The sequence below is a fragment of the Saccharopolyspora sp. NFXS83 genome (genome assembly GCF_026241095.1).
GTDB lineage: Bacteria > Actinomycetota > Actinomycetes > Mycobacteriales > Pseudonocardiaceae > Saccharopolyspora_C.
In genome coordinates this window covers 86069-105945 of sequence record NZ_JAPFGB010000012.1, presented here as the reverse complement: position 1 = coordinate 105945, position 19877 = coordinate 86069, and the positions used below count along the sequence as shown (strand labels likewise).

At 72.2% G+C, this 19877-nt stretch carries 19 protein-coding genes; 14 read left to right on the top strand and 5 right to left on the bottom strand.

The window, feature by feature from the left end; all coding sequences use genetic code 11:
- Nucleotides 1–355: 355 nt before the first annotated feature.
- Entirely contained in the window at nucleotides 356–919 is a 564-nt protein-coding gene (locus OOZ19_RS15415; protein ID WP_266090789.1) for a Uma2 family endonuclease, read from the top strand.
- A 133-nt stretch (nucleotides 920–1052) separates the two neighbouring features.
- On the opposite strand, the gene OOZ19_RS15410 is transcribed toward OOZ19_RS15415, so the two are convergent.
- Nucleotides 1053–1271: a hypothetical protein gene (locus tag OOZ19_RS15410; RefSeq protein WP_266090788.1), complete on the bottom strand. Its 219-nt coding sequence runs from the start codon at nucleotides 1269–1271 to the stop codon at nucleotides 1053–1055.
- A 390-nt stretch (nucleotides 1272–1661) separates the two neighbouring features.
- Between OOZ19_RS15410 and OOZ19_RS15405 the strand changes: the two genes are divergently transcribed.
- Together OOZ19_RS15405 and OOZ19_RS15400 are read left to right on the top strand one after the other, a co-directional pair.
- Nucleotides 1662–2714 (top strand): NAD(P)H-dependent flavin oxidoreductase, encoded by a 1053-nt coding sequence (locus OOZ19_RS15405; RefSeq protein ID WP_266090787.1) that lies wholly within the window; start codon nucleotides 1662–1664, stop codon nucleotides 2712–2714.
- Between the two features lie 136 nt (nucleotides 2715–2850).
- Nucleotides 2851–3492 carry an MOSC domain-containing protein gene (locus tag OOZ19_RS15400; RefSeq protein WP_266090786.1) on the top strand — a complete coding sequence of 214 codons (642 nt, stop codon included), beginning with the start codon at nucleotides 2851–2853 and terminating at the stop codon, nucleotides 3490–3492.
- Here the strand turns inward: OOZ19_RS15400 and OOZ19_RS15395 are convergent.
- Nucleotides 3467–4465 carry a methyltransferase gene (locus OOZ19_RS15395; protein ID WP_266090785.1) on the bottom strand — a complete coding sequence of 333 codons (999 nt, stop codon included), beginning with the start codon at nucleotides 4463–4465 and terminating at the stop codon, nucleotides 3467–3469. The two genes, OOZ19_RS15400 and OOZ19_RS15395, sit on opposite strands and share 26 nt — an antisense overlap.
- A gap of 53 nt (nucleotides 4466–4518) precedes the next feature.
- The gene (locus OOZ19_RS15390) at nucleotides 4519–5187 is read right to left on the bottom strand and encodes a GntR family transcriptional regulator (RefSeq protein WP_266090784.1); all 669 of its coding nucleotides are present in this window, start codon (nucleotides 5185–5187) and stop codon (nucleotides 4519–4521) included.
- Nucleotides 5188–5322: 135 nt separating this feature from the next.
- Here OOZ19_RS15390 and OOZ19_RS15385 point away from each other — a divergent pair, with 135 nt between their 5' ends.
- From OOZ19_RS15385 to OOZ19_RS15335, 11 genes are all read left to right on the top strand, one after another.
- A complete protein-coding gene (locus tag OOZ19_RS15385) occupies nucleotides 5323–6135 on the top strand; it encodes a sugar phosphate isomerase/epimerase family protein (protein ID WP_266090783.1) in 813 nt (270 codons plus the stop codon).
- A gap of 94 nt (nucleotides 6136–6229) precedes the next feature.
- A complete protein-coding gene (locus tag OOZ19_RS15380) occupies nucleotides 6230–6994 on the top strand; it encodes an SDR family NAD(P)-dependent oxidoreductase (protein ID WP_266090782.1) in 765 nt (254 codons plus the stop codon).
- Nucleotides 6995–7139: 145 nt separating this feature from the next.
- Nucleotides 7140–8477 (top strand): GntP family permease, encoded by a 1338-nt coding sequence (locus tag OOZ19_RS15375; RefSeq protein WP_266090781.1) that lies wholly within the window; start codon nucleotides 7140–7142, stop codon nucleotides 8475–8477.
- 153 nt (nucleotides 8478–8630) lie between these two features.
- Nucleotides 8631–10313 (top strand): dihydroxyacetone kinase family protein, encoded by a 1683-nt coding sequence (locus OOZ19_RS15370; protein WP_266090780.1) that lies wholly within the window; start codon nucleotides 8631–8633, stop codon nucleotides 10311–10313.
- 343 nt (nucleotides 10314–10656) lie between these two features.
- Nucleotides 10657–12156 (top strand): CoA-acylating methylmalonate-semialdehyde dehydrogenase, encoded by a 1500-nt coding sequence (locus OOZ19_RS15365; protein ID WP_266090779.1) that lies wholly within the window; start codon nucleotides 10657–10659, stop codon nucleotides 12154–12156.
- Nucleotides 12157–12228: 72 nt separating this feature from the next.
- Nucleotides 12229–13413, top strand: coding sequence for an acyl-CoA dehydrogenase family protein (locus tag OOZ19_RS15360; RefSeq protein WP_266090778.1), 1185 nt, complete (start codon nucleotides 12229–12231; stop codon nucleotides 13411–13413).
- Nucleotides 13410–14456 carry an enoyl-CoA hydratase/isomerase family protein gene (locus tag OOZ19_RS15355; protein WP_266090777.1) on the top strand — a complete coding sequence of 349 codons (1047 nt, stop codon included), beginning with the start codon at nucleotides 13410–13412 and terminating at the stop codon, nucleotides 14454–14456. Before OOZ19_RS15360 ends, OOZ19_RS15355 begins: the two co-directional genes overlap by 4 nt.
- A gap of 56 nt (nucleotides 14457–14512) precedes the next feature.
- The gene (gene mmsB, locus OOZ19_RS15350; RefSeq protein WP_266090776.1) at nucleotides 14513–15436 is read left to right on the top strand and encodes a 3-hydroxyisobutyrate dehydrogenase; all 924 of its coding nucleotides are present in this window, start codon (nucleotides 14513–14515) and stop codon (nucleotides 15434–15436) included.
- Nucleotides 15437–15527: 91 nt separating this feature from the next.
- Nucleotides 15528–15746, top strand: coding sequence for a hypothetical protein (locus OOZ19_RS15345; protein ID WP_266090867.1), 219 nt, complete (start codon nucleotides 15528–15530; stop codon nucleotides 15744–15746).
- Complete coding sequence (locus tag OOZ19_RS15340; RefSeq protein WP_266090775.1) at nucleotides 15743–15976, top strand: hypothetical protein; 234 nt, start codon at nucleotides 15743–15745, stop codon at nucleotides 15974–15976. The genes OOZ19_RS15345 and OOZ19_RS15340 overlap by 4 nt, the downstream gene beginning before the upstream one ends.
- Before the next feature lie 133 nt (nucleotides 15977–16109).
- Nucleotides 16110–16472, top strand: coding sequence for a barstar family protein (locus tag OOZ19_RS15335; RefSeq protein WP_266090774.1), 363 nt, complete (start codon nucleotides 16110–16112; stop codon nucleotides 16470–16472).
- Between the two features lie 18 nt (nucleotides 16473–16490).
- Here OOZ19_RS15335 and OOZ19_RS15330 read toward each other — a convergent pair whose 3' ends face one another.
- Together OOZ19_RS15330 and OOZ19_RS15325 are read right to left on the bottom strand one after the other, a co-directional pair.
- Nucleotides 16491–17270, bottom strand: a complete 780-nt coding sequence (locus OOZ19_RS15330) for an enoyl-CoA hydratase-related protein (RefSeq protein ID WP_266090773.1) — start codon at nucleotides 17268–17270, stop codon at nucleotides 16491–16493.
- Between the two features lie 48 nt (nucleotides 17271–17318).
- Nucleotides 17319–19778: an ADP-ribosylglycohydrolase family protein gene (locus OOZ19_RS15325; RefSeq protein WP_266090772.1), complete on the bottom strand. Its 2460-nt coding sequence runs from the start codon at nucleotides 19776–19778 to the stop codon at nucleotides 17319–17321.
- Between the last annotated feature and the right edge of the window lie 99 nt (nucleotides 19779–19877).

Here is a 19877-nt window from a genome sequence, read left to right as displayed (position 1 = left end):
TCCGGCGCCTCGGGGGCGTCGGATCGAGCGGGGGAGCGGCGGTTCCGGCCAGCGGCGGCCGGGACCTGCCGCGCCGGGCACCTCGGTGCCCGCCTCCGCACTGCAAAACGGTTGAGCGTTTCGTCGCGGGAGCGCTCACCCCAGACGCACCAGCGGCCCTGTGGCGGGGTGTGAGTGATCGCAATGGTGCGAGTGGGCGGGAATCTCCGATGGGGATTCCCGCCCACTTTTTGCGCTCACACCTTCTGGTGACGGCTGTATCAGATCGGCGGGTTCGTCCCTCTTCATCGCAGACCGGTTCTCGTCGGCGCCCGCGCCGACGGGGCAGCAGGCACCAGCGGAAGGGGTGACGATCATGCGGATCGAATCGGGAGCGGGACGGCCGTTCAGCGTGCACGACCTGGAGGGTTCGCCGGAGGACGGCCGGCGTTACGAGCTGATCGACGGCGACCTGATGGTGAGCGCGGCCCCGGGGTGGCCGCACCAGGCTGCGGTGGTGGAGTTGGCCTCGCAGCTGCACATCGCCTGCACCTCGGAGTACCGGGTGCTCGCCGCGCCGTTCGCGGTGCGGCCGGATCCGTTCACGGAGTTGCGGCCCGACGTCCTGGTGGCGCGCCACGACGATCTCACGCTGCGGAACCTGCCCGCGGCGCCGGAGCTCGCGGTCGAGGTGGTATCGGCGAGCAGCAGGCTCAAGGACACGACGTTGAAGAAGGCGATCTACGCGAAGCTGGGCGTGCGGTTCTTCTGGCTGGTGGACCCTGATCTGGAGGAGCCCGAGATCGCGGCGTGGGAGCTCGTGGGCGGGTCCGGTTATCAGCGGATCGCCCGCGTGCGCAACGACGAGGTGTTCGAGGTGCAGCGCCCGTTCCCCGTCAAGCTCACCGCATCGGACCTGGTGGCGGGGCTACGACCATGAAGGCGGGCCGTTGTTCCCGCGGACGATCGGCGCACGGGAGCGGGGCGGGAATCCGCGCCGGGTTCCCGCCCCGCTCGAGTGGGCCGATCGGTTCACCAGGACGCGCGCGAGGTGCGCCCGCCGGTGCGCCGGATCAGGCTGCCAGGCCCAGCGCGTCCAGCGCCGCGCCGATCGAGGACAGGGTGTCGGCCAGCGTCGCGTCCAGCGCCTCGGCGATCGGCGTCAGTTCCGCGGCGTTCGCCGGGAGCGCGAGGCCGACCATGAGGGTGGGGACTGCGACGGCGGCGAACGCGAAGCGCCGGAGACGCGCGCGGGGCTCGGCGGCGGTGTTCTGCTCGGTGGTCGTGTTCATGTGGATCACCTGTTCTCGATGTGGATTGCCTGATGTGCCAAGAGATTCGCCGCCGCGATGACGAGGGGCAAGGTCGTTTACAGCTCGTTTTCCCGTTCGGTACACGTTCGGTGAACTCGTGTCCCGTGGCACAGACCTTCGGAGGTGGCGCGGTGCGCGTTGACCGAGCCGCTCAACTCGGTCGGCGGGTCGGCGGCACGCGTCGGGTGCTTCGGGTCGTTCGGGGCGCGCGGACCGAAGTCATCGCGCAGATCGGCCGAGCGCGGCGGTGCTGTCCGGGCTCGCCCGGTGTCCGCGGTGCGAGGTCGGCGAACCCGTTCCCGCGTGGGTTCCCTCACGAGCCGGGCAGCGGTGATCGCGCGGCGGCCTCGTGAACACTAGGGTCCGGGCATGATCGAGCGGCGGACTTCTCCGGTGATCGCGGCGCCGATGGCGGGCGGGATCTCCACTCCCGAACTGGTGGCGGCTGTCGGTGGCGCGGGCGGATTCGGTTTCCTGGCGGCGGGCTACCTCGCGGAAGAGGCGCTGGCCGGGCAGATCCGGCGGGTGCGCGAGCTCACCGACGAGCCGTTCGGGGTGAACCTGTTCGTTCCGGGGCGGCGAGCCGACCTCGACCTGGGCGACTACCGGGAGCGGGTCGCGGCCGAGGCCGAGCGCTACGGCGTGCGGGCGGGATCCGGGCACTGGGACGACGATCTGTACCAGGCGAAGGTCGAGCTGGTGATCGCCGAACGGATTCCCGTGGTGTCGTTGACCTTCGGCTGCCCTGAGAAGTCCACCGTGGATCGTCTGCGCGGGGCTGGCGCGCAGGTGATCTGCACGGTCACCACTCCCGCGGAGGCGCGGCGGGCCGCCGCAGCCGGGGTCGACCTGCTGTGCGTGCAGGGTGCCGAGGCGGGCGGACACCGCGCGGTGTTCGACGACGACGCGGATTCCGCGGCCGGTGGGGAGTTGTTCGGCCTGCTCGGTGCACTGCGGGTGATCTCCGGAGCGGTCGATCTCCCGCTGATCGGCGCCGGGGGCATCGTGTCGGGCGCGGACGTGGCCGCGGTGCTCTCGGCCGGTGCGGTGGCGGCGCAGCTCGGTACGGCGTTCCTGCTCTCCGACGAGGCGGGGACCGCGCCCGCGCAGCGCGCGGAGCTCGCGGCCGGAACCAGGGGTACCGCGATCACCCGCGCGTTCAGCGGGCGCCCGGCGCGCGGCTTGGTCAACCGGTTCCTGCAGGAGCACGGTCCGCATGCCCCGGCCGCCTATCCGCAGCTGCACCACCTGACGAAACCGGTGCGGGGTGCGGCGAGCGCAGCCGGGGATCCGGAGGCGATGTCGCTGTGGGCGGGGCAGACCTACGCGCAGGCGACTCCGCTGCCCGCCGCCGAACTGGTTCGGACGCTCGACGAGCAGGCCAAGAACGCGCTCGACGCCGCGCGCACCCGCTTGTCCTGAGAACTTCTTCCCGGCGGGCTCGCGCCGGTGCTCAGCGGAACCTCAGCGGCCTGTTCGCTGCGGGATTCGGCGGAGTGTGGGCGAAATCCGGGTGCGTCGCCAGGCTCGGCGCACATAGGTTGACCCGGTGGGTCATGTGCAGTCAGTGAACGTCGCCGTGCTCCGGACCGGCCAGTGGACCGGCCGCATGGGCAGCACGGGCATCGACAAGCGGCCGGTGCCCGGCCCGATCCGGTTCACCGAGACCGGGGTGGGTGGTGATCGCGTGATCGACACCAAGCACCACGGCGCCTGGTACCAGGCCGCCTACGCCTTCGACGTCGAGGATCTCCGGTTCTGGTCGGTGGAGCTGGGCAAGGAACTCGTGCCCGGCAACGCGGGCGAGAACCTGAGCCTGAGCGGCTGCGACTCCAGCTCCGCGCTGGTCGGAGAACGGTGGCGGGTCGGCGGCGCGGTGCTGCGCGTGACCGGGCCGCGCACCCCGTGCCGGGTCTTCGCCGGGTTCTGGGACGTCGAGGGCTTGGTGAAGCGCTTCGCCGAGGTCGGGCGTCCCGGCGCCTACCTCGCGGTGGAACGGGCCGGTGAGATCACCGCGGACGATCCGGTCGAGGTGCTCAGCAGGCCCGACCACCTGGTCACGGTCGCCGACGTGCTCGCGCTGGGCATGGGAGACCGGGAGCGCAAGGAGCACGTCGCGGCTGCCGCCGCGGATCTGCCGGAGAAGTGGCGGGCGTCGCTCGGGCTCGCGGAACTCAGCGGTCGGGAAGGCATTCGATGATGCCGTGGCCGTCGTCGAGCGGCGTGACGGCGGCGACGAACAGCCCGGCGGCGGCGGTGATCCGCTCCGTCCGGTCCAGATCGCGCATCCGGCCGCCCACGTAGATCATCATCCGCAGGTCCATCTCGGTGAACTCGCCATCCGGGTCGGGCAGCAGCTCGATGATGATCACGCTGCTCTCCGGGCCCGCCGCCTCGGCGCAGCGGGTCAGGATCCGCACGGCGTCCTCGTCCTCCCAGTCGCCGAGGACGTCGCACAGCACGTAGGCGTCGGCACCGGCGGGCAACGGGTCGAAGAAGTTGCCGACCACCACGTCCGCCCGGTTCCGCACGCCGCGGGATTCCAGGTAGTCCTCCGCGGCACGGGCCGGACCGGCCAGGTCCACGACCGTGCCGCGCACCGCGGGATAGCGCTCCAAGATCTCGGCGACGAGCACGCCCTTGCCGCCGCCCACATCGGTGACCTGGTCGAAGCGGTCCCACGCCAGCGACGCAGCCACGGACGGGACGAACTCGCCGGACTTGGTCTCCATCAGGTCGTCGAAGGAGTCCGACAACTGCGGGCTGTGCGCCAGGTCTTCCCAGAACGAGCGCCCGAACGCGGCCCGGTAGGCGGGGTGGCGCCCGCGGACCTGCTCGATGAGCTCCACGAAGGCCAGGTCGGCGCGGCCGACGGCCCCGTCGAGGTCGAGCCACTCCCGGCTCCCGCCCGGCGCGTCGCTCTGCAACGAGCGGGAAGCCTCGTTGGGGCCGAACACGTCCGGTTCGGTCTCGGTGAAGACCCCGCGCCGCACCAGGAATCGCAGCACCCGGCCGAGCGGATCGGCTCGGGTCTCGGACCGCTTCGCGATCTCGTCGAGCGGGACCGGGCCGTCCTGGACGATGTCGGCCACTCGCAGCGTGGCCACGGTCCGCACGGCGAAGGGCGTGACCAGGTCGGCCATCGCCCAGACGTCCACCGGCTCAGAGGCCATGCGGGCAGGATAGGCGCGGCTCCGGCACCTGGCAGGGGGGGCGCCGGTCCCGGTCAGTCCTGCAGAACCGACACGATCCGCTCCGCCGTTTCCCGCATGTGCTCGCGCACGACCTCGCGGGCCTTGGTGGAGTCCCCGGCCTCGATGGCGTCCACGATCGGGGAATGCCGCTGCCAGGCCATGTTGCGCACGGCCAACTCCGGCCCGGAGCGGACGATGGTGGCCCGGGTGAGTCCGGAGATGTGCTGCCAGGACTGCACCAGCGCGGCGTTGCCCGTGAGCTCGCACATCCGCTGGTGGAAGGCCAGGTCGGCTTCGACCAGCGTCGCCATGCTCTGGTCGAGGTCCCGCAGCCGGTCCACCGATTCGCGGAGCTCGGCGACGCTCGCGCTCCGGTCGGGCGCATCGCAGAGCGCCTCCACCGCCAGTGATTCCAAGGCGGCGCGCACGGCGAAGATGTCCCGCACCTCGGCCGTGGTCAGGGCGCGCACGAGCAGCTTGCCGCGTTCGTCGGCGACCACGAGCCCTTCCTGCACCAGGTGCCGCAGGGCTTCGCGCAGCGTTCCCCTGGAGACCGAGAGCGCATCGCTGAGCTCGGTCTCGATCAGCCGCCTGCCGGGTTCGAGCTGGCCGCTGCTGATCGCCTCGCGCAGCTTCCGCAACGACTGCTCGCGCAAGGTCTGCCGGTCGACGCCGCCGAGCGCCGGAACATCCAGGGACACTTGTGCATCGCCTCTCTGCTGGTGGTCGCGCCCATCGTAATCCACCTCCGCCTCGACGAATAACGGTCGACTGTTGACAGTCAACGAGACGCGACGTTAACTGTGCGCTACCTAACGCACGAAGGGGTGAGGCAGATGCCGGAGTTGGGCTGCTCGACGATCTCGTTCCGGCAGCGGCCGGTGAGCGAAGCGCTCGCCGTCATCCGGGAACTCGGCTTCGACGGCATCGACCTCGGCGGCCTTCCCGGCGTCTGCGACCACATACCCACTCCGCTGACCGGGCCCGCGGACGAGCTCGTGGACGTGGTCCGGGCGTCCGGGTTGCGCACCTGGGCGATCAACGTGGACCCCGGCCCGCTGAACGACCCGAGGCTCGGCGAGCACGACCTGCTCGACTCCGGCCGGGCACTGGTCGGGCTCGCCGCGAGCCTGGACGCGGCGATGATCGTGCCGTGCGGGGCCCAGCACCGAGAACCGTTCGTGGACGAGGCCACCGATCTCGACCGGATCGCGCGCGGCTTGCGCCTGCTCGGCGGGCTCGCCGCCGACAGCGGGGTGCGGCTGCTGGTCGAAGGGCTGCACCACTACCGGTTCTGCCACACGGCCGAGCGAGCCGAGGCGCTGCTGGACCGGGTTCCGGCGGCATCGGCGGGCTTCGTCTTCGACGTCAGCCACGTCGTGGCGGGCGGGTTCGACGAGGTCGCCTTCGCGCGGGAGTTCGCCGAACGCATCGAGCACGTGCACTTCCGCGACGCCGAACCCGGCGACATCAACCTCAGCATCGGCCGCGGCCGAGCCGACTTCGCCGGGGTCGTCCGGACGCTGCGCGAGCACGGCTACGACGGCCGCTACGTGCTCGAACTCGAAACCCACGACGTCGCCGAGCAGGACCGGCCCGCCGAGGCCGCGGCGGCACGAGCGGACATCGCCGCGCTGCTGGCCGGCTGACCCGCGCGTCAGTCCCGGCCGCACTCCCAGATTCCGGCGTCAGCGCACGAGCCTGGCGACCGACCGCAGATCCGACCCGCTTTGGAGGACCCGCATGTCCGAATCCGCTCGCACCGCCCTGATCACCGGCGCAGGCTCGGAACGCGGCATCGGTCGGGAGACCGCACGCCAGCTCGCCGCCGCGGGCTTCGACATCGCCGTGCTCGACCTCGACGGCGAGGCCGCGCAGCGCACCGCCGCCCTGGTCGCCGAGGAGCACGGCGTCCGCGCGCTGGGCGTGCAGGCCGACGTCACCGATCAGGCGTCGGTGGACGCCGCGGTCGGCGCGGTCGAAGCCTCGGAGCTTCCCGCGGTCGCCGCCCTGGTCAACAACGCGGGGATCACCCGCCCCACCCGCTTCCTGGACATCGAACCCGCGGAGTGGGACCTGGTGTTCAAGGTCAACGTCACCGGCACCTACCTGGTGACCCAGCGCGTGCTGCCGGGCCTGGTGGAGCGCGGGTACGGCCGCATCGTCAACGTCTCCTCGGTCAGCGCGCAGCGCGGTGGCGGCGTGTTCGGCGGCTCGCACTACTCCGCGGCGAAGGCCGCCGTGCTCGGCCTCACCAAGGCGCTGGCGCGGGAGGTCGGCGCGAACGGGGTCGTGGTCAACGCGGTCACGCCCGGACTCATCGACACCGACATCACCGGCGGCCTGCTGACCGGTGATCGCAAGGAGAAGCTGATCGCCGACGTGCCGGTCGGGCGCAACGGCCGCACCACCGACGTCGCCGCCACCATCGCGTTCCTCGCCGGTGACGCCGTCGGCTACATCACCGGCGCCACCTTCGACATCAACGGCGGCTCGCACATCAACTGATCACCGCACTTCGGGCGCGGCGTGCCGCGTCGCTTCCAGGGGGTGTTGTGACGTGCGAAAACGTGCTCCTGGAAGCTCGACCGGCCGGTGACCGCCCATCCACCGCACCGCCTCAACGACGAGGATCACGGAAAGAACGAGTGGTATGCCCAACTCCCTCATCCTGCTGCACACGGCCATCACCGTGGTCGGCATCGTCACGCTGATCGTGGCGGCACGGCTCAACCCGGTCATCGTGCTGGTGCTGGGTTCGCTCTACCTGGGGCTGGCCACCGGCCTCGGGTTCGAGGAGACGGCGAAGGCCGTCACGGACGGCTTCGGCGGCTTGATGGCCGAAGTCGGCCTCATCATCGGGTTCGGCGTGCTGCTGGGCTCGCTGCTCTCGGCGACCGGGACGTTGCAACGCATCGTCGAGCTGTTCTTGAAGGCATTCGGCAAGTCCCGGTCGCCGTACGCGCTCGGACTGTCCTCCGGCGTGGTGTTCCCGGCGATCTACTTCGACGTGGCGCTGGTGATGCTGGCGCCCATCGCCCGGTCGGTCGCGGCGCGCACCGGGGCGAGCGTCGCCGCCGTCGGCGGGGCGCTGGCCATCGGCTTGGAAGTGGGCCTGCTGATGGTGCTGCCGGGCGCGGCGGCGCTGGCGATCAGCGGCTCGCTCGGCGTCGGGCTCGGCATGATGTTGCTGTGCGGCATCGGGATCGGGGTGCTCTCGATCGTCATCTCGGTGTTCCTGCACGGCAGGCTGATGCGCCGCACGTGGGATCCGGCGAAGGACGAGGTCGCCGCCGACGGCGGTCCGCAGGGCATGCAGGTCGCTCCGGAGGAGGCGCCGCGCCGCGCCTTGCCGCTGATCGTGCTGGTCCTGCCGGTCCTGGTGCCGCTGGCCCTGATCGTGCTGGGCACGGTGACGGAGACGGCGGGTGTGGAGATCGGCTGGATCTCGTTCCTGGCCGATCCGGTGGTGGCGCTGCTGCTCGGCCTGCTCATCGGATGCGCGCTCACGGCGTGGACGTTGTCGCGCGACGCCGTGGAGCGAGCGTTGACCAGGGGTGCTTCGACGAGCGGCACGATCCTGCTGTTCACCGGTGTCGCGGGTTCGCTCGGCGAGGTGATCAGCCGGACCGGGGTGGGCGACATCGTCTCCGGCCTGTTCCACGCGGGCAGCGCTTCACCGCTGCTGCTGGCGTGGGCGGTGGCGGCGTTGCTGCGGCTGGCGCAGGGGTCGGGGTCGGTCGCGGCGATCACCGGCGCGACGCTGCTCGCCCCGGTCGTCGGCGAGCTCGGCACCCCCGCCGTGCTGGTGGCGCTGGCCGCCGCCGCGGGCGCGAGCTTCGGCGGGCACGTCAGCGACAACACGTTCTGGATGTTCCGCACGATGCTCGGTCTGTCCACCCGCGGCGCGTTCCAGGTCTACACCGTCGCCCAGTCGATCATGTCCGTGGTCGCGCTGGCGCTGGTGCTGGCCGCGGACCTGGTGCTGTGAGCCGCTGACGGTCGCGCGTTCACCCGGCGGGGGAGGGCGGGCCGGACGCACCCTGGTTGGTCGACGTGCTGCCCGGACCGGGGGCGCGCTTCGAGAGCGGTGGCGCCGCTGCGCGGGCCGCTTGGTGCGAAGCCGTGGCAGGGTGGGGAAACGATGACGCGCTTGTTCAACGATCCGGCTTCGTTCGCCGAGGACGCGCTCGCCGGTTTCTGCGACCTGCACGCCGCTCGCGTGCGCAGGGTCGAGGGCGGAGTGGTGCGAGCGGTCCCGTCGCCGCAGGGCAGCGTCGCCGTGGTCGTCGGAGGGGGCTCCGGGCACTACCCGGCGTTCCACGGGCTCGTCGGCGCGGGGATGGCGGAGGGCGCGGTGGTGGGCGACGTGTTCACCTCGCCGTCGTCGTGGGCGGCGAGGTCGGTGGCGCGGGCCGCGCATCGCGGGGGTGGCGTGCTGTTCGCCTTCGGCAACCACCCGGACGCCGCCGAGAACTTCGGGGTCGCGCGGGATCGGCTGCTCCGGGACGGCATCGACTGCCGCGCGGTGGCGATCACCGACGACATCGCCTCGGCGGAGGCGCCGTCGCGGCGCGGCGGTGCCACCGGGAACTTCGCGGTGCTCAAGATGGCCGCCGCGGCGGCGGACGAGGGCCTGGTGCTCGACGAGGTGCAGCGGATCGCGGTCCTCGCCAACGAGCGCACCCGCACCCTCGGCGTCGCTGCCGACGGGCGCGCCTCGTCGGGGCGGGACGGGCCGCTGTTCGCGGCGCCGGTCGGCAAGATCGGCCCGGGCGTGCGCGGCGAGCCGGGGTCGTCCGATGCGGACTTCTCGACGGCGGCGGAACTCGCCGACGTCGTCGTCGACGGCGTGCTGGCGGAGTCCCCGGCGGGCGCGGGCGTCCGGGTCGGCGCGGTGCTCAACGGCTTGGGGCGCATCGGGCACGAGGAGCTGTTCGTGCTGTGGTCCCGAATCGCGGCGCGGTTGCGCGGCGCCGGGTTGGAGATCGTGGAACCGGAGTCCGGTGAGCTCGTGACCAGCCTCGACACCGCGGGGGTGTCGCTGACCCTGGTCTGGCTGGACGAGGAGCTGGAGCGGTTCTGGCGCGCCTCGGCCGACGCGCCCGCGTACCGCAAGCGTGCCCGGCCGCGGGCCGCGACGGTGCGGGCCGTGCCGGATCGCGCCCCCGCACGGGTGCGCGTGTACCCCGGCGCCCTCCTCGAATCCCGCCGGGCCGCGACGGCGACGGCCTCGGTGCTGGGCGAGATCCACCGGGTGATCGAGGCGCACGCCGAGGAGATCGGCCGGATCGACGCGGTGGCCGCCGATGGTGGTCACGGCCGCAGCATGGTGCGGGGGACCGGCGCCGCGCACGAGGCCGCGCTGATCGCGGTGCGGGCGGGCGCCGGGGTCCGTTCGGCGTTGGCGGAGGCGGGCGATGCCTGGGCTGCGCGGGCGGGCGGGACTTCGGGCGTGCTGTGGGGCACCGGCGTGCGCGCCTTCGCCGGTGAGCTCTCCGACGGGGAGGCGCCGCGGGCCGCCGAGCTGGCGGCCGGGGTGGCGGCGTTCGCGGAGTCGATCGTGCGCACCGGTGGGGCGCAGCCGGGGGACAAGACGATGGTGGACGCGATCGCACCGTTCGCGGCGGAGATCGCCGGTTCCGGTTCGTGGACGCGCGCGGCCGAGGCGGCCCGGGCGGCGGCCGGGGAGACGGCGTCGTTGCAGCCGAAGGGCGCCCGGACCCGGCCGACGGCGGAGCGCAGCCTCGGTTCGCCCGATCCCGGAGCGATCTCGTTCGCCTTGATCGCCGAGACGATCGCGGCGGCGCTCGAGACCACCGGCTGAACCGGATGCCGCTCGGTTCGCGAGCACGTGCCCGGTGGCCCGCTCGCCGCGTGCGGCGGCACCCGGGCGCCGCGCAGGCCGACGCTCGTGAAATCCGGACCTTCTCGCTGCTCACGGCGGTGCAGGCCGCGCCGGTAGCCGCTTCGGCGGATCGGTCGGACGAGGTCTTCACCCGTTCGAATGCTGTGACGTGCAGCACCTGTAGCGGCCGGATCGACTAGAGTGATGATTGGGTGACCGAAGGTTGGAAGCCCGACTAAATTGCGAACCGGGGAAGGCTTGATCCGGCGAGCGCGGGCGCGTCCGGGATCAACGGTGAGATCGGCGAAAGGTGCGGTGCGGTATGCCCCAGGAGTTGGAGCACTTCATCGGCGGCAAGCGGGTCGCCGGAACCTCCGGGAACTTCGGTGACGTGTTCGACCCGAACACCGGGCGGGTGCAGGCCAAGGTGCCGCTGGCGTCGACCCAGGAGGTCTCCGCCGCGATCGCCAACGCCGCCGAAGCGCAGCCCGCGTGGGCGGCGCAGAACCCGCAGAAGCGCGCCCGGATCATGATGCGCTTCCTGCAGCTGGTCAACGAGGAGATGGACTCGCTGGCCCGGCTGCTCTCCGCCGAGCACGGCAAGACCGTCCCCGACGCCAAGGGCGACATCCAGCGCGGCCTGGAGGTCGCGGAGTTCGCCGTCGGCATCCCGCACCTGCTCAAGGGCGAGTACAGCGAGAACGCGGGCACCGGCATCGACGTCTACTCGATGCGCCAGCCGCTGGGCGTGGTCGCGGGCATCACGCCGTTCAACTTCCCCGCGATGATCCCGCTGTGGAAGGCCGCGCCGGCCATCGCCGCGGGCAACACGTTCGTGCTCAAGCCCTCCGAGCGCGACCCCTCGGTCCCGCTGCGGCTCGCGGAGCTGTTCATCGAGGCCGGGTTGCCGCCGGGCGTGCTCAACGTGGTCAACGGCGACAAGGTCGCGGTGGACGCGGTGCTCACCGATCCGCGCATCGAGGCCGTCGGGTTCGTCGGTTCCTCGGCGATCGCCGAGTACATCTACAGCACCGCCGCCGCCCACGGGAAGCGCGCGCAGTGCTTCGGCGGCGCCAAGAACCACATGATCGTGATGCCGGACGCCGACCTGGACCAGGTGGTGGACGCGCTGGTCGGCGCGGGTTACGGCTCGGCGGGCGAGCGCTGCATGGCGATCTCGGTGGCGGTCCCGGTGGGGCAGGCCACCGCGGACGCGCTGGTGGACAAGCTCACCGAGCGGGTCCGCAAGCTCAAGATCGGCACCAGCTTCGACGAGACCGCGGACTTCGGCCCGCTGGTGACGAAGCAGGCGCTGCAGCGGGTCGACGAGCTCGTCGCCGCCGGGGTCGAGGAAGGTGCGGAGCTGGTCGTCGACGGCCGCGGCTTCTCGCTGGAGGGCCACGAGGACGGGTTCTTCGCGGGGGCCTCGCTGTTCGACCACGTCACGCCGGACATGCGGATCTACCGCGAGGAGATCTTCGGGCCGGTGCTGTCGATCGTGCGCGCCGCCGACTACGAGGAAGCGCTCCGGCTGCCAAGCGAGAACGAGTACGGCAACGGCGTCGCGATCTTCACCAGGGACGGCGACGCCGCCCGCGAGTTCACCAGCCGCGTGAACGCGGGCATGGTCGGCGTGAACGTCCCGATCCCGGTGCCGATCGCCTACCACACCTTCGGCGGCTGGAAGCGCTCCGGATTCGGCGACCTCAACCAGCACGGTCCGGACTCGATCAAGTTCTACACCAAGACGAAGACGGTGACCTCGCGCTGGCCCTCCGGGCTCAAGGAAGGCGCCAGCTTCACCATCCCGACGATGAACTGACTCGGCCGCGGGCAGGGTCGGCCGAGCCACGTCGGCCGGTCCTGCCCGGAAACTCGAAGTTGAGGAGTGAACGTGTCGGTAGCAGCGGTTTCCGGACCTTCCGGCGCGGTGTCGCCGTTCGCACTGACCGAGGACCAGCGGGCGATCCAGCAGCTCGCCCGCGAGTTCGCGGTCGAGCAGCTCGCGCCGCACGCGGTGCAGTGGGACCAGGACAAGCACTTCCCGGTCGACGTGCTGCGGGCCGCCGGTGAGCTCGGCATCGGCGGCATCTACGTCGACGAGGCCTACGGCGGCACCGGGCTGAGCCGGTTCGAGTCGGTGCTCATCTTCGAGGCGCTGGCCTCCGGTGATCCCTCGGTGGCGGCGTACCTGTCGATCCACAACATGGTCGCGGGCATGATCGACCGCTTCGGCGACGCCGAGCAGCGGACGCGCTGGCTGCCGTCGCTGTGCTCGCTGGAGGCCCGCGCCAGCTACTGCCTCACCGAACCCGAGGCCGGGTCGGACGCGGCGGCGTTGCAGACCCGCGCGGTGCGCGACGGGGACGACTACGTGCTGACCGGGGTGAAGCAGTTCATCTCCGGCGGTGGCAGCTCCGACGTGTACGTGGTGATGGCGCGGACCGGCGAGAGCGGTTCGAAGGGCATTTCCACGTTCATCGTCGAAGGCGGCGCCGAGGGGCTCTCGTTCGGGCCGAACGAGAAGAAGATGGGCTGGAACGCGCAGCCCACCCGCCAGGTGATCCTCGACGGCGTGCGGATTCCGGAGAGCCAGCGCCTCGGTCCCGAGGGGATCGGGTTCAAGATCGCCATGGCCGGGCTGGACGGCGGCAGGCTCAGCATCGCCTCCTGCTCGCTGGGCGGTGCGCGGGCCGCGTTGGACCAGAGCCTCGGCTACGTGCGGGAACGCAGCGCCTTCGGCTCGAAGCTCAGCGAGTTCCAGGTGCTGCAGTTCAAGCTCGCCGACATGGCCACCGAGCTGGAGGCCGCGCGGATGCTGCTGTGGCGCGCCGCGTGGGCGCTGGACTCCCGCGACGGGGACGCGACGAGGCTGTGCGCGATGGCCAAGCGGCTGGCCACCGACGTGGGCTTCACCGTGGCGAACGAGGCGCTTCAGATCCACGGTGGATACGGATACCTTGCCGAGTACGGCCTGGAGAAGATCGTGCGCGACCTGCGCGTGCACCAGATCCTCGAGGGCACGAACGAGATCATGCGACTGATCATTTCCCGTGGACTGCTGGAGTCGGCATCATGACAACACCCGCCCCGGAGCAGGTTCTGCTCAGCGTCGAGGGCGCGCTCGGACGCATCACGCTCAACCGCCCCAAAGCGATCAACTCGCTGACCCTGGAGATGGTCCGGGCGATCACCACGGCCCTGCTGCAGTGGAGCTCCGACGACCAGGTACGCGCGGTGCTCATCGAGGGCGCCGGCGAACGCGGCCTGTGCGCGGGCGGCGACATCCGGGCGCTCTACGACGCCGCGAAGGCGCAGGACGACTCGCTGCCGAAGGCGTTCTGGAGCGAGGAGTACCGGCTCAACACGATGCTGGCGCACTACCCGAAGCCGGTGGTGGGGCTGATGGACGGCGTCTGCATGGGCGGCGGGGTCGGCATCTCCGCGCACGGCTCGCACCGGGTCGTGACGGAACGGACGAAGATCGGCATGCCGGAGGTCGGCATCGGCTTCGTGCCCGACGTCGGCGGCACGTTCCTGCTCTCGCAGACCCCCGGCGAGCTCGGCACGCATCTGGCGCTGACCGGGGCGCCCGTCGGCGGCGCGGACGCGGTGGCGCTGGGACTGGCCGACCACTACCTGCCCAGCGACCGCATCGACGACCTCGTCAAGGCCCTGACCGCGGGGGACGCGGACGCGGCGCTGGCCAGGTTCGCCGAGCCCGCGCCGGAGTCCCCGGTGGCGGCGCAGCGGGAGTGGATCGACGCCGCCTACGCGGGCGACGACGTGGCGGAGATCCTCGCGCGGCTGCGCGCCCGGCCGGAGGAGGCCGCGGCGAAGGCCGCGGACGCGATCGAGGTGAAGTCCCCGACCTCGCTGAAGCTGACGCTGCGCGCCTTGCGCAGCCGCCCCGAGACGCTGGAGATCGCGCTCGACCAGGAGTTCCGGATCGCGCTGCGCTGCCTCACCGCGGGCGACTTCGTGGAGGGCGTGCGCGCCACCCTGGTCGACAAGGACCGCGACCCGAAGTGGTCGCCGAACCGGCTGGACGACGTGGGCGAGGACCAGGTGCAGCGGTTCTTCGCCTCGCTCGGCGCGGACGAACTGGGCCTGTCCGGCTGAGCACCCGGGCCGCGCGCCCGGATCGAATCACCGCACCCGCAGAAGGGAACATGACAATGGCTGTCATCGGTTTCATCGGGCTGGGCCACATGGGCGGCCCGATGTCGGCGAACCTGGTCAGGGCCGGGCACACCGTGCGCGGGTTCGACCTGGTCCCCGCGGCGCTGGACGCGGCGCGGGCGAGCGGGGTGACCGTGGCCGCCTCGGCCGCCGAGGCCGTGGCCGGCGCCGAAGCGGTGATCACGATGCTGCCCAGCGGCAAGCACCTGCTGGACTGCTACGAGCAGGTGCTGCCCGCGGCGGAGCCGGGTGCGCTGCTCGTCGACTCCTCGACGGTCGACGTCGCCGACGCCAGGGCCGCGCACGAGCTGGCCGAGGCGGAGGGCTTCGGCTCGCTGGACGCGCCGGTCTCCGGCGGCACGGCGGGCGCCGAGGCGGGCACCCTCACGTTCATGGTCGGCGGTGCCGAGGAGCACTTCCAGCGCGCGGAGCCGCTGCTGGAGCCCATGGCCCGCAAGGTGATCCACTGCGGCGGTCCGGGCAACGGCCAGGTCACCAAGATGTGCAACAACCTCATCCTCGGGGCCTCGATGGTCGCGGTCGGCGAGGCCTTCGTGCTGGGCGAGCGGCTGGGCCTGAGCAACCAGGCGCTCTACGACGTGGCGTCGATCTCCACCGGCCAGTGCTGGGCGCTGACCACGAACTGCCCGGTGCCGGACCTGGTGGAGACCAGCCGCGCCAACCACGACTACGAGCCGGGCTTCTCGGCGGCCCTGATGCTCAAGGACCTGAAGCTGGCGGAGTCGGCGGCGCGGCAGAGCGGCACCGACGCGTCGATCGGACGGCTGGCCACGGAGCTGTACCAGCGGTTCAACGAGGAAGGCGGCGGCGGGTACGACTTCGGCGCCATCATCCGCTCCATCCGGGAGCACTCGGAGCGGTCGGCGGAACCGTCCCCCGAGGCCACCGGCACCCCGTGACCGCCACCGCCGCGCGGCACGGCCCGGACGCCGTGCCGCGACCGGGGCGGGATGAGGGCCGGAAGGTCCGGGCGTACGCTGGCGCCTCGTGATGGACTGGCTGTTCGAGTGGTGGGACGGCGTCGAGCTGTGGCTCGTGCAGCTGTGGTACCCGCTGCTGGTGACCTTGGTCCTGGTCGTGCTGCTGCCGGTGTGCTGGTACCTGGCGCGTTTCCTCGACCGGGCCATCGATGGGATCGGCGCGAAGCTGACTCGAGTGCGCGACGCCGAACCGCCGGTGCGGACCCCGCGCGGAACGGACGTGTCGTGAGCAGGATGAGTTCGCGCAAGCGCATCACCATCGCGCTGGTCGGCCTGATCGCACTGGTCGTCATCGGCTGGTTCGTCCAGCAGGGCACGACGGGGCATCGTTCCGCGACGCCGGTTGACGGCGGGGGCACCCTGGTGTGGCAGGCTGTGCCCGTTCTGCCGGATTCAACGGTGTCGGCGGTGCCGTGGCGAGCGTTCGCCCCTCTCGGGCCGTCCGCGTCGCTCGCGTGACCGTGCGGGCTCCGGACCGTGGCGCATCGCCTCGGCATTGCGGTGAACAACACCTGTTCCCGGTTGTTGACGTGTGTGGTTGAGTGGGATGTTTGCGACGAAAAAGCCTCAGGTAATCCGGAAGGAGCCGGCGGTGGGCAAGCTGGAGCAGCCTGGCGTGAGCGCGAAGACGGCGGCTGAGGACGCCGAGCGGCGCGGCGCGTCCGTGCACGTGCTCGACGGCAGCGATCTGATCAGCAAGCGGACCGCGCTGGACGGCATCGCGGCGGTGCTCTCGTTCCCCGAGTGGGCCGGGCGCAACCTGGACGCGCTCTACGACTGCCTGACCGACCTGTCCTGGTTGCCGGAAGGCGAGCACGTGCTCATCTGGTCCGGGGCGCAGAACCTCGCGGAGCACGACCCGAAGGCCTACGCGAAGATCAACACGGTGCTGCAGGACGCCGCCAGCAACACCATCTGCGGGCGCGGCTTCGCTTCGGTCCTCACCCGCGACTGACGAGCCCTCCCGGGACGATCACTCCGGGCGCCGAGGGATCCAGGAGGCCGGGCGCTTCTCGGTGAAGGCGCGGATGCCTTCCTGGCCCTCTTCGGAGGCGAAGTGGCTCGCGGAGAGCTCCAGGACGGCGTCGAAGTCATCACCGATGGTGGCCGCGCGGGGGCGTCGGAGCAGTTCCTTGGTGGCGGCCAGCGCGTTCGGGGCGCCACGGGTGAGCATGTCGGTGTAGCGGGCGACCTCCGCGTCCAGCGACTCGGCGGGGACCGCGGAGTTGAGCAGGCCGATCTCGACGGCGCGAGTCGCGTCGAAGTTCTCCCCGGTCAGGAACAACTCGTGAGCGGCGCGCGGCTGCAGCCGGGGCAGCACGGTCAGCGAGATGACCGCGGGCACCACACCGATGCGGACCTCGGAGAAGCCGAACGTCGCGGTGTCGGCCGCCACGGCGAGGTCGCAGGCCGCGACGATGCCGACACCACCGGCCCGCGCCGGCCCCGCCAGCTTCGCGATGACCGGTTTCGGGCTGGTCCACAGCGTTTCGAGCAGCTCGGGCAGTTCCCGCACCCCTTGCCGGTCCGCGTCGGCGGACCGGGACTCCTTGAGGTCCATCCCGGCGCAGAACACCGGGCCGGTGTGGGCGAGCACGACGACCCGCACCGATTCCTCGGCCAGCGCCGCGGCCAGGTGATCGCGCAGTTCGCGGCGCAACCGCGCGGACAGCGCGTTGCGGTTGTGCGGGGAGTCCAGCGTGATCGTCGCGATGCCCGCGTCGACGGTGCGGTGCACGAGTTCTTCGCCCATGCGCCGCACGTTAGCCGCACCGGTGGGCTCGGAGCCAGGACCGGAACGTCACGTCGGCGGGTAGCGCGTCGTCCAGTCGTCGGTGTCCGGCGGGTGCGGGCCGAACTCCAGGCTCGCGTCGTGGGCGAGCTGTTCGATCACGTCGTGCAGTTCGAGTTCGGTGCGCCAGCGGTCCGGGATCTTCGCCGCGCCCGCCTGCGCGCCGACGAGGCTGCCGCAGACGGCGCCGGTGGTGGCGGAGTTGCCGGAGTGGTTGACCGCCAGGGGCAGCGCGACGTCGATGTCGCCGTCGGCCACCAGCGCGGCGTACAGGCCGATGCCGAGAGCGTCGGCGGCGCTCCATCCGTTGCCGATGCCGGTTTCCAGGTGGGTGGGCGTGGTCTCGGCGGAAGCGGCGTAGCGCACCGCCGCGGCGACCTTGCGGGAGACCTCCTGCTGGCCGCGGTGCCCGCTGAGCTCGTCCAGCGCCTCGTCGACGGCCGTGGCGAGGTCGCAGCCGGTGAGCAGCCGGGACACCAGGAACGCGAGCGTGCCCGCGCTGAGGTAGGCGACGGGGTCGCCGTGGGTGAGCGCGGCTGTGTTCTGCCCGACGCGGAACACCTCGGCCGGGTCGTCGCTCCATAACGCCGCCGGGACGGCCCGCATCACCGCCGTGCTGCCCTGCGAGTCGCTGATCGGGTGGTCCGGGGTGCCCATCGGCTGCTGGCCCTTGGCGAACGCGATGAGCGTGCGCATCATGGTGCGGCCCGGATTCCGGGTCTGGTAAAGGGCGCGGTGCCCGACCAGCCAGCCGTCGGGGGCGGGGGTGTGCTTGAGAAATTCGCCCGCCGCGCGTCCCCAGCTGAGGTGCTGGGTGTGCAGCCAGCGCTGGTAGGCGTGCTGGATGTGCCGGGACGGGTCGGCGACCTCACCGGTGCGGCGGCTCACCCCCGCGCGGATGGTGCCTTCCAGCGAGAACAGCAGCAGCTGGGTGTCGCTGCCGAGCCGTCCCGCCGGGTGCCCGGCGGGCACGTAGTTGCGCAGGCCCTGCGGCCCGTGCCGGTCCTGGATGTCGTCCCAGCCGCTGCCCGCGATGGGCGTGCCGAGCGCTTCACCGATGGCGCATCCCAGCACCGCGCCGAGGAAGCGGTCCCTGGAGGCGGCGAGTCTGGGCACGGCGTGCAGGCTCCTTCTCCGGTCGGGGGCGTGCGCAGGGGCGCCGACGGGGTACCGATGGAGCCACTCGGCGGATTCGTCCGGGTAGGGACCGAATTCGGTGGCGGCGTCCTCGGCGAGCCGTTCCAGCACCGCGAGCGCGGCGGGTTTCTCGGCCCACGGTAGGGGAATCACGGCGGGCCCGTGGGCGGCTCCGAGCAATTGGCCGCACAGCACGGCCGTGGTCCGGGTGTCGCCGCCGTGGTCGGCCGCGGCGGCGACGGCGGTGGCGAAGTCGTCGGGGCAGGCGGCGGCGACGCGCAACGCCACGGCGAGCGCCTCGGTTCCGGTGCGGCCCGCGCCCATCGCGTCGAGCTGGGCGGCGCCGGGGGCGAAACCGACCGGGCTGGTCGATCCGAGGCGCAGCGCGCGGTCCAGCAGCGCGGGCCGGGAGTCGGCGGGTTCCCAGGACGCGACCGCTCGCGACAGGCTCTCGTGCAGCGGAATTCCGCGCAGCAGCAAGGAGATCGCGACGCCGAGCACTCCGGCGGGGCGGTGCCCGTCCGGGTGGCCGTGCGATAGCGCGGCGATGTCCTTGGCGGGGCCGAACACGTCGGTGCCGGACCACAGCGCCGCCACGGCGCCCAGCGGCACGCCCGATGCGCCGGACGCGTGCGCGGAGGCCCTGCCACCGGCGGCGATCCTGGTCAGCGCGGTGAGCAGCGCCGGGTCGTCCACCGAGTCGGCGCGCAGCTCGGGCCGGTCGACCAGCCAGCCGTCCGGTTCCTCCGCCGGATCGGCGACGCAGTCCTGCCAGGGGAGCCCGCGGGTGTGCAGCCACCGCTGGAGTCCATTGAGGACGGATGTGGGGACGTCGGCCGCGCCGTGCACGCGCAGCGCCGTGTGCGCGCGGATCACGCCTTCCAGCGCGAACAGCGCGGACGTGGTGCGTTCGCCGATGCGGCCCGCGACGGTGAACTCGGCGCAGGCGGCGCCCAGCAGCATCCCGGCGAACCGGCTCGCGGCGTCCGCCCGGTAGCCGGAGTCGTCGGCGAGGCCGGTCGCGGGGACCGGCGGCGCCGGATCGGTGCCGATGCGCTGGCGCAGCGCCGCGAACCACGGCGGCCGGGTCAGCGGGCGGTCCCGCCACGAACGCCACTTCTCCAGCAGCAGCCGCTCGTCGGCGTCGGCGGGCTCCGCCGAAGCCGCGGCGGACGAGGCGTCCGGGCCGGTCGCGTCGGATCCCGCGCCCTCGGCGGCACCCGAGCGCGCGGTCGCCGAATCCGGCGTCGCCGAACGGCGCCGCTCCCGGTATGCCGCCAGCAACGCCCGTTCCGCCTCGGTGAGCCCGTCGGAGGCCCTCGCGTCCGTCACCCGTGCAACGTTACTGCCTGTCTTCGATCTTGTTCTGCGTGGCGGGTCGGGTGGCGGAACCTCAGCGGCCCTCTCGCGGCGGGATCGATTTCCGATGCC

What these genes read in the sequence shown, in the direction of transcription:
- OOZ19_RS15415 (WP_266090789.1), top strand. Translation starts at nt 356, where the DNA reads ATGCGGATCGAATCGGGAGCGGGACGGCCGTTCAGCGTGCACGACCTG.
- OOZ19_RS15410 (WP_266090788.1), bottom strand. Translation starts at nt 1,271, where the DNA reads ATGAACACGACCACCGAGCAGAACACCGCCGCCGAGCCCCGCGCGCGT.
- OOZ19_RS15405 (WP_266090787.1), top strand. Translation starts at nt 1,662, where the DNA reads ATGATCGAGCGGCGGACTTCTCCGGTGATCGCGGCGCCGATGGCGGGC.
- OOZ19_RS15395 (WP_266090785.1), bottom strand. Translation starts at nt 4,465, where the DNA reads ATGGCCTCTGAGCCGGTGGACGTCTGGGCGATGGCCGACCTGGTCACG.
- OOZ19_RS15385 (WP_266090783.1), top strand. Translation starts at nt 5,323, where the DNA reads ATGCCGGAGTTGGGCTGCTCGACGATCTCGTTCCGGCAGCGGCCGGTG.
- OOZ19_RS15380 (WP_266090782.1), top strand. Translation starts at nt 6,230, where the DNA reads ATGTCCGAATCCGCTCGCACCGCCCTGATCACCGGCGCAGGCTCGGAA.
- OOZ19_RS15375 (WP_266090781.1), top strand. Translation starts at nt 7,140, where the DNA reads ATGCCCAACTCCCTCATCCTGCTGCACACGGCCATCACCGTGGTCGGC.
- OOZ19_RS15370 (WP_266090780.1), top strand. Translation starts at nt 8,631, where the DNA reads ATGACGCGCTTGTTCAACGATCCGGCTTCGTTCGCCGAGGACGCGCTC.
- OOZ19_RS15365 (WP_266090779.1), top strand. Translation starts at nt 10,657, where the DNA reads ATGCCCCAGGAGTTGGAGCACTTCATCGGCGGCAAGCGGGTCGCCGGA.
- OOZ19_RS15355 (WP_266090777.1), top strand. Translation starts at nt 13,410, where the DNA reads ATGACAACACCCGCCCCGGAGCAGGTTCTGCTCAGCGTCGAGGGCGCG.
- mmsB (WP_266090776.1), top strand. Translation starts at nt 14,513, where the DNA reads ATGGCTGTCATCGGTTTCATCGGGCTGGGCCACATGGGCGGCCCGATG.
- OOZ19_RS15345 (WP_266090867.1), top strand. Translation starts at nt 15,528, where the DNA reads ATGGACTGGCTGTTCGAGTGGTGGGACGGCGTCGAGCTGTGGCTCGTG.
- OOZ19_RS15330 (WP_266090773.1), bottom strand. Translation starts at nt 17,270, where the DNA reads ATGGGCGAAGAACTCGTGCACCGCACCGTCGACGCGGGCATCGCGACG.